This window comes from Xanthomonas sp. F10 (assembly GCF_014206815.1).
In the GTDB taxonomy this organism is placed as follows: domain Bacteria; phylum Pseudomonadota; class Gammaproteobacteria; order Xanthomonadales; family Xanthomonadaceae; genus Xanthomonas_A; species Xanthomonas_A indica.
Genome location: NZ_JACHNP010000002.1, coordinates 910,535 through 925,489, shown reverse-complemented (window position 1 = coordinate 925,489; position 14,955 = coordinate 910,535). Strand labels below are relative to the sequence as shown.

The window sequence follows — 14,955 nt, the reverse complement described above, 5'->3', positions numbered from 1 at the left end:
CAGCCTTCAGCCGCCAACACTGGCGGCCTGCAGCCGGTCGGCCAGCGCCACGATCTCCGCTGCATCCTGCACGCGCGCGCGCCAGGCCGCGGGAATGCCGTCGATGCCATAGAAGGCGCCGGCCAGCTGGCCGCAGATCGCCGCGGTGGTGTCGGCGTCGTCGCCCAGGTTGGCCGCGCGCAGCACCGCGTCGGCGAAGCACTCGGTGGTCGCGAAACACCACAGCGCCGCCGACAGCGCATCGACCACGTAGCCGGTGCCACGGATCTGCGCCGCCCGGCACCGCGGCGTGGTCGCGGATGGCCAGCGCACGCAGCGCCGGTGTCTGCATCGGCGGCGCGCCCGTCGGCTGCAGCACCTGCGCACGGTCCTCGCCCAGCAACGCGGCACGCAATTGGAAGGCGAACAGCCGGCTGGCGTCGAGCACCTCTGCCGCGGCATGCGTGGTGCGGGAACTGTCGGCGGCACGCTCGGCCAGTACGTCGGGGCGCTGCGCGTAGAACATCGCCACCGGCGCCAGCCGCATCAGCGCGCCGTTGCCGGCCGCGCGCGGATCGTCGCTGCCGCTGAATGCCGGCCCGCCCTGCAGATAGCGCTCCAGCGCGGCGCGCACCGTATTGCCGATGTCGAAGCACGTGCCGGTGCTGCTCATGTAGCCGTGCCGGTACCAGTTGCAGTAGCGGTTCATCTGGTCGGCGGCATCGAAGCCCTGCCGGTACAGCAGGCTGTGCGCCAGGCACAGCGCCATCGAGGTGTCGTCGGTCCACTGCCCCGGCTGCAGCTCGAACGGGCCGCCGCCGACCATGTCGTCGATCGGCGTAAAGCTGCCGGGCGCCTTGAATTCCAGGGTGGTCCCCAGCGCGTCGCCCACCGCCAGCCCCAGCAGGCACCCGCGGAAGCGGTCGCCGGGCGCTACGCCACCGCTCATCGCGCGGCCCGCTGCGCCTGTTGCTCGGCCAGGGTCAGGGCGACGTTGTCGCGCAGGTACGCCGGTTCGGCGCGTTCCGGCGCGATCGCCTCGCCGCGCGCGTACGCGGCCGCGGCCAGGGTCAGCACGTCGGCGGCATGCGGCAGCGCCTGCGCGTCGGCGCTGCGCCAGTGCGCGCCGAAGCGCCGCTGCAAGGTGCCATCGACCGCGGCCAGTCCGGTGCCGACCGCGGCCCAGGCCGCTTCAGGTTCCGGCAGCGCGAAGGCCTCCGGGCTCAGCACCTGCTCGGCGGTCAGCGCCTGCAGGCCGCCATCGGCCTGCCGCGCGTAGGCGGCGGTGTAGACCTCGCCCATGCGCGCATCGATCGCCGCCAGCACCCGCGGCGCATCGGCCGGCGCGCGCAGCGCCAGCACCTGCAGCGTGGACACCGGCAGCACCGGCAGGTCCAGGGCCAGGGCGATGCCCTGCGCGACCGCGATCGCCAGGCGCACCCCGGTGAACGCGCCGGGGCCGCGGCTGAAGGCCACCGCATCGAGCTGGCGGCGGCCGATGCCGGCCTCGCTCAGCAACTGCTCGGCCCAGGGCAGCGCCAGTTCGGCATGCCGCCGCGGCGCCAGTTCGAAGCGCTCCAGCACGCGGTCGCCGACCAGCACGGCGACGGAGCAGGCTTCGGTGGAGGTTTCGAAGGCGAGGAGGTTCATGGGGTCGGGACCCGGGTCCCGGGACCCGGGACCCGGAAAAGCGGGGGGACGAGGATTGTAACGGGGCTTTGGCTGCGCTGACGGCGGGTTGGATTCAGGGGATGTCCCCATCGGCAAACCCCACCGCCGCGGCCGCCTTCGCTTCTCCGGGACCCGGGTCCCGGGCCCCGGGTCCCGCTCCCTCTTCTGCAAAGAACGCCTTCACGTCCTCCACGTCGCGGGTGCGGGCGAACGGCGGCAGCGATTCCAGGAAGGTGCGGCCATAGGACTTGGACAGCAGGCGCGGGTCGCACAGCACCAGCACGCCGCGGTCGCGCTCGCTGCGGATCAGGCGGCCCACGCCCTGCTTGAGCGCAATCACCGCCTGCGGCAACTGCTCGTCGCGGAACGGGTTGCCGCCGTCGCGGCGGATCGCCTCCAGGCGCGCTTCGAACACCGGATCGTCGGGCGCGGCGAACGGCAGTTTGTCGATCACCACCACGCTCAACGCATCGCCGACCACGTCCACGCCCTCGCGGAAGCTGGCCGAGCCGAGCAGCACGCCGTTGCCGGAGGCGCGAAAGCGCTGCAACAGGGTCGCGCGCGGCGCCTCGCCCTGCACGAACAACGGCCAGGGTCCGTCGCGCAGCGCTTCGGCCGCCTCGCGCAGCGCGCGGTGCGAGGCGAACAGCAGGAAGGCGCGCCCTTGCGAGGCCTCCAGCACCGGCTGCAGCGCGGCGATCAACGCCGTGCCGAAGCCGCGCGCCGCCGGATCGGGCAGCGCCGGCAGGTAGCACAGCGCCTGCCGCGCCCAATCGAACGGGCTGGGCTGCAGCAAGGTCATCGGGTCGCTCAGCCCCAGGCGCGTGGCGATGTGCTCGAACTCGCCCTTCACCGCCAGCGTCGCCGAGGTGAACACCCAGGCCGCGTGCGAGGCCTCGCGGTGCGCGCTCAGCGGCCCGGACACGTCCAGCGGCGTGCGCTGGCAGCGGAAGCCGCGCGGCGTCAACTCGTACCACAGCACGTCGTTGGACGGCGCGTCCGGTTCCGGCTCGGCCTCGAAATCCGGAATCGGCGCATCCTCGCCGAGCCAGCGGCCCAGCCGCGTGCGCAGTTCGCGCGCGCGCGCCGCGCAGGCGTCGAAGCCGGGCGAGGCCTCGCGCAACACCGCCAGCGGTTCCTGCAGCCGCGCCAGATCGGCCAGCAGCGCGTCGAAGCCCTCGCGCACCTGTGGCTTGGCCAGCAGCCGCCACTGCGTGCCGCGTGCCGGCAGCCCTTCCATCGCCGCACGCAGTTCACGCAGGGTCTGTTCCAGCGCCTGCGCCGGCGCCTGCAGGCTGGCCAGCGCGCCGGCGACATTCCGGCTCTCGGCCAGGCAGTCGCGCGCCAGTTCCTGCAGCGGGCGCATGCCGAAGCCCTCGCCGAAGAAATTCGCCGCCAGTTCCGGCAACTGGTGCGCCTCGTCGATCACGAAGGCCTGCGCGCCGGGCAGGATCTCGCCGAAGCCCTCCTGCTTCAGCGCCAGGTCGGCCAGCAGCAGGTGATGGTTGACCACCACCAGGTCGGCCGCCTGCGCGCGCTGCCGCGCCTGCACCACGAAGCACTCGCCCCAGAACGGACACTCGGTGCCCAGGCAGTTGTCCACGGTGGAGGTGACCAGCGGCAGCAGCGGCGAATCGTCGGCCAGCGCGTCCAGTTCGGCGATGTCGCCGAAGCGGGTGCGCCCGCTCCAGGCGACGATGCGCTGGAACTGCGCGACCTGCTCGCGCGCGGTGAACCGCGGCTCGCCGCGGGCCTGCTGCAGCCGGTACTTGCACAGGTAGTTGGCGCGGCCTTTCAGCAGCGCACTGCTCAGGCCCACGCCCAGCGCCGCCCGCACCCGCGGCAGATCGCGGTGGTAGAGCTGGTCCTGCAGCGCGCGGGTGCCGGTGGAGACGATGGTCTTCAACCCCGACAGCAGCGCCGGCACCAGATACGCATAGGTCTTGCCGGTGCCGGTGCCGGCCTCGGCCAGCAGCACGTCGCGCTGCTCGAACGCCTCGGCGATCGCCGCGGTCAACCGCAACTGCGCCGGCCGCGGCACGAACGCATCGAGCTGGCGTGCAAGCGCACCGCCTTCGCTGAGCGCTTCGGTGCTTGCGTGAGCTAACGACATGGGAATGGGGAGTCGGGAATAGGGAATGGTTGGAGCAGCAGCGCTACCAGCTCACTGTTACTGCCGCCGGCAGAGCAGGAAGACCGAACGCCGCCAGGGTGACGAGCCGCCAGAAACGCAGCTTTTACCCATTCCCCATTCCCGACTCCCCATTCCCGGCCCTCAGTACCTCTTGATCCCCGGCACCGTGCACCCCGCGATCTGGGCGTGCGCCGAGGCGGCGTTTTCCTTCTGCCCGCGGGCCAGGCGTGCCTGTTCGATGGTCGCCCAATGGCGGCGGCACAGCGGGCCGGTCTGCGAGCCCAGGTCGATGGCGCGCTTGGCGAAGGCTTCGGCCTGGGCGTCGTCCTTCTGCAGCAGCGCCACTTCGGCGCGGTCCTGCAACAGCGCCGGGTCGTCCGGCACCAGCTTCAGCGCCTGGTCCAGCGCCGCGGCGGCGCCGGCCAGGTCGCCGGCGGTGCGCTTGCGCTTGGCGCTCTCGCGCAGGTCCTCCACTTCCGGATCGCGCAGCGGCTGCACGCTCAGTTCGGTGTCGTCGGCACCGCCGCTGGCGTCGATCGCGGCGAGGCGCTGCGCCGGCGTGGTGGTGTCCACCGGCGCGGCCGGGGGCGGCGGCGGCGGCGCGCTGACGCAGGAGGCGAGCAGCAGGCTGAGGGCGGCGATGGCGGGAAGACGTGGGGTCATGAGCGGTATCCGGATCCGGGAATCAATGCGCCGGCGGCGGTGCGGCCGCGTCGGCAGGCGGGTCTTTCTTCTTGTCCAGGCCGAACCAGCTGCGCCAGCCGCCGCCCTGGTGCTCGCCCTCGGCGGGCGCGGCTTCTTCCGGCAGCGCCTGCGGCGGCGTGCACGCGGCGTACGCCGGCACGAAGCCGACCACGAACGGGAACTGGCGCGCGCCGGGGCATGTCGCGTCGGTGCTGTTGTACCCCACCGGGTCCATCCACTGCCAGTCGATGCCCTTGCCCTGCACCTGCAGCGGCGCGCTCGGCAGCCGCGAGAAGATGCCCGACCACACCCGCATCGCACCGGTGGCGCCGTACAGGCCGGTCTGCTTGTTCTGGTCGTTGCCGATCCAGATCACCGCCAAGTGATCGCCCGTGTAGCCGGCGTACCAGCTGTCCACGCCGTCGTTGCTGGTGCCGGTCTTGCCGGCCGGCGACAGCTTGCCCAGGCCGTCGCTGAGCAGTTGCCGCGCGGTGCCGTTGCTGACCACCTGCTGCAGCGCCATGCCGACCAGGTTGGCGGCGATGGAGTCGCCCTCCTGCGCCGGCGCCGGGGTCTTGTCGTAACGCTTGAGCAGCTTGCCCTGCGGATCGAGCACGCCGCGCACCGCATGCAACGGCTGGATCTCGCCGCCGGAGGCCAGGAACTGGTACAGCTGCGCCATCGCGTACGGGCTCTGGTCGGTAGCGCCGAGGATCAGCGAGGGATTGACCTCGGCCTCGATGCCGGCCAGCACCTTCACCAGTTGCGCCACGCGCTCCGGCCCGACCTGCATGCCGACCCGCACCGTGGCCTGGTTGTAGGAATGCGCCAGCGCATCGACCACGCGCACGGTGCCGTGACTGCGGCCATCGGAATTGCCCGGGCTCCAGGTGCGGCCGCGGCCCAGTTGCACGGTGACCGGCGTGTCGTCGACCCAGCTGGCCAGCGAAAAACGGTCCGGCTGCGCCAGCGCCAGCAGGTACACGAACGGCTTGAGCAGCGAACCGACCTGGCGCTGCGCCTCGATCGCGCGGTTGAAGCCGGGCTGGGCCACGTCGCGGCTGCCGACCACCGCCAGCACCTCGCCGTTGTGGGTGTCGGTGAGCACCAGCCCGGCCTGCAGCGGCGGGCGCTTCTTGTTGGTCTCCAGCGCGGTGATGGTGCGCGTGACCGCCCCCTCGGCATAGGCCTGCGCCGACGGCGACATGCCGGTGAGCACGCTCAGGCCGGCGCCCTGCAGCGCGCTTTCGGGGTAATCGCGCGCCAGCTGGCGCCGCACCAGGTCGACATAGGCCGGGAAGCGGTTGGCGGCGACCAGGCCGGGTTCGGCCGGCACGCCCAGCGGCGCGGCCAGCGCCTTGCGGTAGGTGGGTTCGTCGATCAGCTCGCTCTCGCGCAGCTTGCCCAGCACGAAGTTGCGCCGGTCCAGCGCGCGCTCGGGGTAGCGCCGCGGGTCGTAGTAGGACGGCCCCTTGACCAGGCCGATCAGCAGCGCCACCTGCTCCGGCGCCAGCGCATCGAGTTCGCGGCCGAACCAGAACTCCGCACCGGACGCGACACCATGCACCGCCTGGCTGCCGCGCTGGCCCAGGTACACCTGGTTCAGATACGCCTCCAGGATGGTGCGCTTGTCGTAGCGCGCCTCCATGATCAGCGCGTACAGGATCTCGTTGAACTTGCGGGTGACCGTCTGTTCCTTGCCGATGCCGAGCAGGCCGCTGCGCGCCAGCTGCTGGGTCAGGGTGCTGGCGCCCTGCCGGCTCTTGCCGCCGGAGCGCACCATCACCCAGGCCGCGCGGACCATGCCGCTCAGGTCGATGCCGTGGTGCGAATTGAAGTCGCGGTCCTCGACCGCCTGCAAGCCGGTGACCAGCAGTTCCGGCACCTCGTCCACGCGCACCAGGCGCCGCTCTTCCTGCTTCTGCCCGTACAGCGTGGCGATGCGCGCCGGATCCAGCCGCGCGGCCTTGAGCGACTTGCGCGTCTGCGCATCGCGCAGCGCCACCACGCGGCCGCCGGCCAGGCCGACCTCGATGCGCCGCGGCGCGACCCGCCCGTCGACGTCGACGTAGCCGCGGCTGGCGATGGTGAAGCGGCTGCCGTCCTGCTGATAGCTGCCGGGGCGCTCGGCACCGGCATCTGCGCGATAGCTGGCTGCATCCAGTTCGGTCTTCAGCGTCTGCGGGTCCATCGCCGTGTCCGGCGCCAGCACCAGCGGGCGCGCGTAGACACGGGTGGGGATCTGCCAGCGCAGTTCCCCGAAACGCTGGGTGACCTGTTTGTTCAGATAGACCGTGTACGGAATCAGGAAGCCCAGGCCGAGTGCGGCGGCCGCCAGGCCCCAGGTGAGCAGGCGCCGGCGCCATACCGCGGCGGGGCTGTCCAGGGCGTCGTCCTGATCGTCGGTGTCGTGATCGTCGTAGCGTCGGGGCACGGGAATGCGAGAATGTAAATTCCGCCGAGTCTAGCGCAGCCCAGCGGGCAGCGCGGCGCGGCGGCCTCTTCGTTTAAGTTGGAGTGGTGCCGGATGTCGATGTCGTGGGCGAATGCGCGCTACGCCCTGAACCGCCTGGCCGGCCTGGTCCGGCGCGGCCTGACCAGCCTGCGCACGCGCGGCTGGCGCAGCACTTGGCAGCGGCTGCGCGTGCATGCGCAACCGCTGCCGCCGCCGCAACGCGCGCTGTTTGCAGTGGCGCCGGCGCCGTTCTCGCCGTTCGCGGTGCCGAACAGTCCGGCGCCCTTGGTCAGCATCGTGATCCCGGTCTACAACCACGTCGACCATACCCTCGCCTGCCTGCGCGCGCTGGCCGCGCATCCGCCAGCCGCCCCTTGCGAGATCCTGGTCGTCGACGACGGCAGCAGCGATGCCACCGCGCAGTGGCTGCCGCAGATCGTCGGCCTGCACTACCACGTGCGCGAGCACAACGGCGGCTTCATCGCCACCTGCAACGACGGCGCGGCACGTGCGCAGGGCCGCTACCTGGTGTTCCTCAACAACGACACGGTGCCGCAACCGGGCTGGCTGGACGCGCTGCTGGACACCTTCGCGCACCTGCCGGAGGCCGGCCTGGTCAGCGCGCAACTGCTGTATCCCGACGGCCGCCTGCAGGACGCCGGCGGCGTGGTCTTCGCCGACGGCAGCGCGTGGAGCTACGGCCGCTTCGAGTCGCCCGAGGATCCGCGCTACGCCTACCTGCGCGACGTCGACTACGGCAGCGGCGCGGCGCTGGCGATCGAACGTGCGCGCTTCCTGGCACTGGGCGGCTTCGATACGCGCTACATGCCGGCCTACTACGAGGACACCGATCTCGCCTTCGCAGTGCGCGCCGCCGGCTTACGCACGCTGGTGCAACCGGCCAGTCGCGTGGTCCACGACGAGGGCACCAGCAACGGCACCGACACCGGCAGCGGGATCAAGGCCTACCAGGTGCGCAACCGCGCGATCTTCGCCGCCAAGTGGGCCGAGGTGTTGCCGCGGCACCTGGCGCCGGGCACGGTGCCGACGCCAGCGCTTCTGCACCGCCAGCAGCGCCAGGTGCTGATCCTGGACGAAGCGCTGCCGCAGCCGGACCGCGACTCCGCCTCGCTGCGCCAGCTCAACCTGATCCGCCTGCTGCTGCAGGAAGGCGCCCACGTGGTGTTCGTGCCCAGCGAGCGCAGCTACGCCAGCCGCCACAGCGAGGCCTTGCAGCGGCTCGGCGTGGAGGTGTGGCACGCGCCGTACCTGAAGAACCTCACCGGGTTCCTGCAGCAGCACGGCGCGCGCTTCCACAGCGTGCTGCTGGTGCGCCACCACGTCGCCCACGCCTGCCTGCCGCTGCTGCGCCGGTTCGCGCCGCAGGCGCGGCGGCTGTTCGATACCGTGGACCTGCACTACCTGCGCGAACGCCGCGGCGCCGAACTCGCCGGCGACGCGCGCCTGCTGCGCGAGGCCGAGCGGACCCGCGCGCGCGAACTGGAGGTCATGGCGCAGGTCGACGTGACCGTGCTGGTCAGCGCGGTCGAACGCGAACAGTTGCAGCGCGAGGCGCCGCAGGTGCGCACGGTGCTGATCTCGAACCTGCACCAGGTCGCCGGTCCCGGCCTGCCGTGGGCGCAGCGCCGCGACCTGGTGTTCGTCGGCGGCTTCCGCCATGCGCCCAACGTGGATGCGGTGCGCTGGTTCCTGCAGGAGGTGTTCCCGGCGGTGCGCCTGCGCTTGCCGGAGGTGCGCTTCCACTGCATCGGTGCGGACATGCCGGAGGACATCCGCCGCCTCGGCGAGGCCACCGCCGGCGTCGAACTGCTCGGCCACGTCCCCGACATCGCCTCCTACATGGACGGCATGCGCATCGCGGTGGCGCCGCTGCGCTTCGGCGCGGGGGTCAAGGGCAAGGTCAACCTGAGCATGGCCCATGGCCAGCCGGTGGTGGCCACCGCCTGCGCGGTGGAAGGCATGCACCTGCGCGATGGCGAGGACGTGCTGATCGCCGACGAGGCGGCGGCGTTTGCCGACGCCATCGCGCAGCTGTACGCCGATCCGGCGCTGTGGCAGCGGCTGGCCGACAACGGCCTGCGCAACATCGCAACCCACTTCTCGCTGGACGCTGCGCGCGCCACGGTGCGGGAGGCGTTCCTGGCCTGAGTGCTGCTGGCACGCCGCTGTCGATCGCGTCGGGACTGAAGTCCCTCCCACACTCGTGCTGCAGACATCGCCGATGACCCGGCCCGCCCTGCGCAAGGGCACGCGCGCGTCGTACACGACGTAAGCAGGTCTGATCTGCACATGCGGGAGAGGCTTCAGCCCCGACGCATCTGCCAGCCCCTCGGGACTGGAACACGTCTCTTTCGCCGCGCCTTGGCGAAACGCACCGTCACCTCGTAGGAGCGGCTTCAGCCGCGACGGGCGTCACCGGTAATCCCCGTCGCGGCTGAAGCCGCTCCTACGCGCGTGCAGTCGCCATCACGATGCACAGGCGCCCCAATATGCCTCGCATCACCTGGGCAGCGTTGTCGCGCACCGACACTGCCCAGGCGATGCAGACCAGCCCGCACGCAGCCACAAACACACCCCGATCGCCGGAACCTCTCCGCGCCCCTGTGGGAGGGACTTCAGTCCCGACGCGCAGCACCATCAGCCGAGCGGAAGCCCACAGACTTCACTGCGCCCGCTAGCGCCCAGGACTGAGGCTGCGCAAACGGCGCTCGAAGGCGGCCAGTTCCGGGGTGGACGGATCGATCGCGCGGGCGTGCTGCAGTGCCTGCCGGGCGAAGGCGGCATCGCCGCCACCCAGGCGCTCGTCGCCGACCGCCAGCCAGCGCTGCGCCAGACGCCGGCGGGCGTTGACCAGGCCGTTGCCGCCCGGGGCCAAGGCGCGCCAGGCGTCGTAGCAGGCGCTTGCCGCCAGCACCCGGTTGCCGCGCATGGCATCGTCGAAACAGCGTCGCAGCGCGGCCAGCACCCGCTGCTCGGCCGCGCGCACCCGCGTATCGCGCGGTGCCAGCGTCTGTGCCGCGAGCAAGGTGTCGTAGGCGCTGGCGCCGGGCGGGGTTACCCAGTCGCCACGCGCCTCGGCGGCCTGCAGGTCGGCCAGCAGGCGCTGCAGGCGCCGCTCGCGCTCGGCCGGCGACACCCGCGCTTGCGGCGTGGCCTGGCTCTGCCGGGCGCGCTGCAGCGCCTGCTTGGCGTCGGCCACGGCGCGGCTGTCGGGCGCCAGCGCCTGGCCCTTGCGCAGCGCGCGCTCGGCCTCGCCGAAACGGAAATCGGCCGCGGCGCGGCTGGCCTGCAGGGCATAGGCCGCCGCCACCCGCTCCAGGCCGTCGCTGGCCCCGGGCGCCTCCGGTACCGCCGCGCGCCACTGCGCGAAGGCGCGCGCCGCCGCGTCCAGGCGCTGCCGGCGCAGGGCCTGCTCGGCGTCGTGCTGCAGGCGCTCCAGCGCCCGGTTCAGTTCCGCCTGGGTCTCGGGCAGGTCGACATGGCCGGCGTCGTAACCGCGCGCGCGCTCCACCAGCGCCGCGGCGGCGGCCAGGTCGCCGCGCGCCAGCGCGCTGCGCGCGTGCTGCAGCAGTTCCGACAGCGCGTCCTCGCGGCCTTCCAGCGCCGCGGTGCGCTCAGGCGCGAACTCCAGCACCCGCTGGTACAGCGGCAGGGCCGCGTCCGGACCATCGTCCAGATGCCCGTCGCGGCGCGCCTGCGCCGCCCGCTGCAGCAGTTGATCGATACCGGCGTGCGCGGCCTCGCGCGCGCGCAACGCCGCCTCGATGCGATCGGCATCGGCGCGCGGCACCTGCAGCGCACGCGCCAGGGCCAACGCCTCGCGCGCCTGCGGATAACGGCCGGCGGCCAGCGCCGCGCGCGCCTGGCCCAGCGCCGCGCGCCCGGTCGCGGCCAGCCCGACGCGCGCCTGCATGCGGTCGCCGTCCAGCGCCAGCGCGGCCTCGAAACGCTCGCGCGCGCCGCTGCCGTCGGCGGCGCTGAGCCGGCCCGCGCGCAGCGCCGCGTGGCCCTGGTCGAGCAATTGCTGGATGCGCGTCTCCGGCCAGATCAAATCGGCCAGCGGGCGGCGGAACACCACCAGCGTCGTGCCCAGCACCAGCAGCGCCGCCAGCGCCCAGCGCCAGACACGCCGGTCACGCCACAGCGGCACCGGCCGCGGCCTGCGCTGGGGTTCGTCCCTGACCTGATCTGGCGGCATGCTCACCGCGCAAGCTTAGCGTCGGCCCGATGACGAACAGCTGTGCGTCGCCCAGCCCCCTCCCCTCCGGGGACGGTCGGAGCGGCCGCGGGCACGCCTGCGGCCCCGCGCGGCGCCGGCGCTCAGCCCAGCCGCCGCGCCTCGTGCACGCCCGGCAACGCGTCGAGCTTGCCGAGCAAGGTGGACAGTTGCCCGTAGTCGCCGACCTTCAGCCGCAGCCGCAGTTGCGCCAGGCCGCTGTCGCGCACGTTGTCGCTGTTGATCTCCAGCACGTGCGCCTCTTCCTGGGCGATCAGGTTGGTGATGTCCTTGAGCAACCAGCGCCGGTCCACTGCGCGCACCAGCACGTCGACCTCGTAGCCGCCGCCGGCCTGGCCCCACTCCACCGGCAGCACCCGCTGCGGATGGCTGGCGGCCAGCCGCGCGAACGCCGCGCAGTCGCTGCGGTGCACGGTGACGCCGCGGGTGCGGGTGAGATACCCGGCGATCGGCTCACCGGCCACCGGCTGGCAGCAGCGCGCCAGTTGCACCAGCAGATTGCCCACGCCCTGCACAGTGAACTTGGACTTGCCCAGCCCGGTGCGCCGCGCGGTCGGCCGCGGCATGGCCGGCGCGGCCGGCTGCGCCGCGGCGCGCTCGGCCTCGTGCAGCGCGCGCCCGACCTGGCTGGGGCCGACATCGCCCAGCGCGACCTGGATGTACAGCTCCTCCACGCCGTCGGCATGGAACTTCTTCGCCGCCGGCAGCAGGTCGGCCTGCTGCAGGCCCAGGCGCTTGAGTTCGCGCTCCAGCAATTCCTTGCCGGCCTGCACGTTGCGCGCGCGGTCCAGCTTGTGGAACCAGGCGCGCACCTTGTCGCGCGAGCGCCCGCTGGCCAGGTAACCGTTGGCCGGCAGCAGCCAGTCGCGGCGCGGCTCGGCCTCCTTGCCGGTGAGGATCTCCACGCGGTCGCCGCTGCGCAGCTTGTGGGTCAGCGGCACGATGCGGTTGTTGACCTTGGCGCCGCGGCAGCGGTGCCCGACCATGGTGTGCACGTGGTAGGCGAAGTCCAGCGGCGTGGCGCCTTGCGGCAGGTCGATCACCTCGCCCATCGGGGTCAGCGCATAGACCCGGTCCTCGACCAGTTCGGCGTCCAGCGCCCCGGCCAGCCCGCCCTGCTCGCCGTCCTGCGACTGCTCCAGCAGCTGCCGCATCCAGGTGATCTTGCGGTCGAAGGCCTTCTCCGCGCCCTTGCCGCCTTCCTTGTACTTCCAGTGCGCGGCCACGCCCAGTTCGGCCTGCGCGTGCATGTCGTGGGTGCGGATCTGCACCTCGATCGTGCGCCCCTCCGGGCCGACCACCGCGGTGTGCAGCGAGCGGTAGTCGTTGGCCTTGGGCCGGGCGATGTAGTCGTCGAACTCGCTGGGCACCGGCGCCCACAGCGCGTGCACCACGCCCAGCGCGGCGTAGCAGGCGGCGACGTCGTCGACCATCACCCGCACCGCGCGCAGGTCGTAAAGCTGGTCGAAGGCCAGGCGCTTCTTCTGCATCTTCCGCCAGATGCTGTAGATGTGCTTGGGCCGCCCGCTGATCTCCGCGCGCAGGCCCTGCTCGGCCAGCGCCTTGGACAGGATTTTCTTGACCGCCTCGATGTAGCGCTCGCGCGCCACCCGGCTCTCGTCGACCTCGCGGGCGATGCGCCGGTAGGTGTCCGGCTCCAGGTGCCGGAACGCCAGGTCCTCCAGCTCCCATTTCAACTGCCAGATGCCCAGGCGATTGGCCAGCGGCGCGTGGATGTCGCGGGTCAGCTGCGCCAGCGCGCGGCGCTGCGCCTCCGGCGCCTTGTCGGCCACGCGCATCTGCGCCAGTTGCCGCGCCAGCAGGATCGGCACCACCCGCAGGTCCTGCACGATCGACAGCAGCAGCCGGCGCAGGCCCTCGCTGTTGCGCCCGGCCTCGCGCCCGGCATGCAGCGCCCACACCTGGTCGGCGGCGTCCTGCGCCTCCAGCAACCCGGTCACCGCCTGCGCCCGCGCCGGCGGTTCCACCGGCAGCTGCGGCAACTGCGCGCGCAGGCCCGGCAGGTCGAACAGCAGCGCGGCCAGCAGCGCGGCTTCGTCCGCGGACAGCAGCGCCAGCGCATCCAGGGTGTCGGCCAGCACCGGCCACGGCAGCCGCGGCGGCTCGGGCTGCGCCTGCCAGGCTTGCAACAGCGCCGCGCGCAGGGCGGGCGCCAGGGTCGCGGCCGCCGGGCGCTGCAGCAACGCCTCCAGGCCGGAGTGGACGGTGTGGTTCAAGGACGGACGCAGTCGACGAAAACGGTGCTGCCTACACTAACGCGCTTGTGCGCGTTCTCACAATTGCGCCGAGTGCGTCGCCACGACGCGCGGCGCGGACACGCACCGCCAGCTCACTGTGACCCGGTTGCGACTTGCGGCGCTTTTACCGGAATTTCACAACCGCCCCAACCCCCGCGCCTATGCTCGAACGCGACGGCAACCTCATGCTTTGCAACCGCAAAGCTGTCCTGCATGCGCCGCTGCCGTCGCCCCTGGACCGACTCGAAGAGGAACGCACATGAAGAAGTGGAACAAGCCTGTGATCCGCGAGATCTGCGTCGGCGCGGAAATCAACTGCTACGCCTCCGGCGAGCTCTGACCCGCGCAGTCCTCCTTTCCCGCGACCGAAGCGCGACCGGCCGGGGTATGTCTTCCATCCCCGAACATGCCGCGCCGTGTTTGCGCGCGCCTGTGGCAAGAAAGAGCGAGGAAGTGGACATCCGTCCACGCCCGAGCGATGACGCAGCCACGGGCGTGGGCAAACGCGGCCCATCGGGTTGAGCCGCCAGGCTCGACGCGGCGTGTTCGGGGATGGAGGCATCCCCTTATGCCAACGGAGACCGGATGCACCTCATCGTATTGGGATCGGCGGCAGGCGGAGGGCACCCGCAGTGGAACTGTCACACGCCCGCGAGCCAACGCGCGTGGCAGCAACACCCGGGTGCTCAACGTCGTACCCAGGCCAGCATTGCGGTCAGCGTCGACCGCCAGCGCTGGCTGTTGATCAATGCCTCACCGGATTTTCGCCAGCAGGTGTTGGCCACGCCGGCACTGTGGCCGCAGCGCGAGCAGCGCCATTCGCCGATCGAGGCCGTGCTGCTGACCAGCGGCGAGATCGACCATATCGCCGGCCTGCTGTCGATGCGCGAGAGCCAGCGCTTCGACCTGTATGCCAGCGGCCGCGTGCTCGAGTTGCTGGCGCAGAACCCGGTGTTCGACGCGCTGCACCCGGCCTACGTGCACCGCCACCCGTTCGCCCTGGACACGCCGCTGTCGCTGCTGGGGTTGCAGGTCACGCCGTTCGCGGTGCCGGGCAAGGTGCCGCTGTTCATGGAAAGCCGCCACAGCGGCGACCTGGCCGGCTCCGCCGAGGAGACGCTGGGCCTGACCATCGACGACGGCCAGCACCGCGTGCACTACATCCCCGGCTGCGCCGCGCTGACCGAGGCCCTGCGCGCGCGGCTGCATGGCGCCGAGCTGGTGTTCTTCGACGGCACGCTGTGGCGCGACGACGAACTGGTGCAGCTTGGCGTCAGCGCCAAGACCGGCCAGCGCATGGGCCACATGAGCATCGACGGCGCGGCCGGCACCCTGCGCGCCTTCGCCGATCTGCAGGTGGCGCGCAAGGTCTTCATCCACATCAACACCACCAACCCGATCCTCGACGCCGGTTCCCCGGAGCGCGCCACCGTCGCCGCGCACGGTTGGGACGTGGCCCACGACGGCATGGAGATCGCGCTATGACCCGAACCCCCGCATCGCCTGCGAGGCCGAG

The 14,955-nt window shown here is 72.1% G+C and carries 8 protein-coding genes and 1 pseudogene; 2 read left to right on the top strand and 7 right to left on the bottom strand.

All coding sequences use genetic code 11. The annotated features are described in order from the left end of the window. Positions 1-6: 6 nt before the first annotated feature. The 5 genes and pseudogenes from FHR56_RS15370 to mrcB all read right to left on the bottom strand — a co-directional run bounded on the left by FHR56_RS15370 (position 7) and on the right by mrcB (position 6,902). Positions 7-928, bottom strand: a pseudogene (locus FHR56_RS15370) (ADP-ribosylglycohydrolase family protein). Beyond that, positions 925-1,629 (bottom strand): tRNA (adenosine(37)-N6)-threonylcarbamoyltransferase complex dimerization subunit type 1 TsaB, encoded by a 705-nt coding sequence (gene tsaB, locus FHR56_RS15365; RefSeq protein ID WP_160946493.1) that lies wholly within the window; start codon positions 1,627-1,629, stop codon positions 925-927. Before tsaB ends, FHR56_RS15370 begins: the two are co-directional and overlap by 4 nt. Before the next feature lie 94 nt (positions 1,630-1,723). After that, positions 1,724-3,763, bottom strand: coding sequence for an ATP-dependent DNA helicase (locus FHR56_RS15360; protein WP_160946494.1), 2,040 nt, complete (start codon positions 3,761-3,763; stop codon positions 1,724-1,726). Positions 3,764-3,925: 162 nt separating this feature from the next. Continuing rightward, positions 3,926-4,447 carry a tetratricopeptide repeat protein gene (locus FHR56_RS15355; protein ID WP_160946495.1) on the bottom strand — a complete coding sequence of 174 codons (522 nt, stop codon included), beginning with the start codon at positions 4,445-4,447 and terminating at the stop codon, positions 3,926-3,928. A 22-nt stretch (positions 4,448-4,469) separates the two neighbouring features. Next, on the bottom strand, positions 4,470-6,902 hold the full coding sequence (mrcB, locus tag FHR56_RS15350) for a penicillin-binding protein 1B (protein ID WP_160946496.1): 2,433 nt from the start codon (positions 6,900-6,902) through the stop codon (positions 4,470-4,472). Positions 6,903-6,995: 93 nt separating this feature from the next. Between mrcB and FHR56_RS15345 the strand changes: the two genes are divergently transcribed. After that, positions 6,996-9,092: a glycosyltransferase gene (locus tag FHR56_RS15345; protein ID WP_160946497.1), complete on the top strand. Its 2,097-nt coding sequence runs from the start codon at positions 6,996-6,998 to the stop codon at positions 9,090-9,092. Between the two features lie 526 nt (positions 9,093-9,618). Here the strand turns inward: FHR56_RS15345 and FHR56_RS15340 are convergent. Next, positions 9,619-11,142: a hypothetical protein gene (locus FHR56_RS15340; protein WP_237473106.1), complete on the bottom strand. Its 1,524-nt coding sequence runs from the start codon at positions 11,140-11,142 to the stop codon at positions 9,619-9,621. A 122-nt stretch (positions 11,143-11,264) separates the two neighbouring features. After that, on the bottom strand, positions 11,265-13,418 hold the full coding sequence (locus tag FHR56_RS15335) for a bifunctional (p)ppGpp synthetase/guanosine-3',5'-bis(diphosphate) 3'-pyrophosphohydrolase (RefSeq protein ID WP_160946498.1): 2,154 nt from the start codon (positions 13,416-13,418) through the stop codon (positions 11,265-11,267). Positions 13,419-14,024: 606 nt separating this feature from the next. On the opposite strand from FHR56_RS15335, the gene pqqB reads away from it, so the two are divergent. Continuing rightward, the gene (pqqB, locus tag FHR56_RS15325; protein ID WP_160946499.1) at positions 14,025-14,924 is read left to right on the top strand and encodes a pyrroloquinoline quinone biosynthesis protein PqqB; all 900 of its coding nucleotides are present in this window, start codon (positions 14,025-14,027) and stop codon (positions 14,922-14,924) included. The last annotated feature ends 31 nt before the right edge of the window (positions 14,925-14,955 follow it).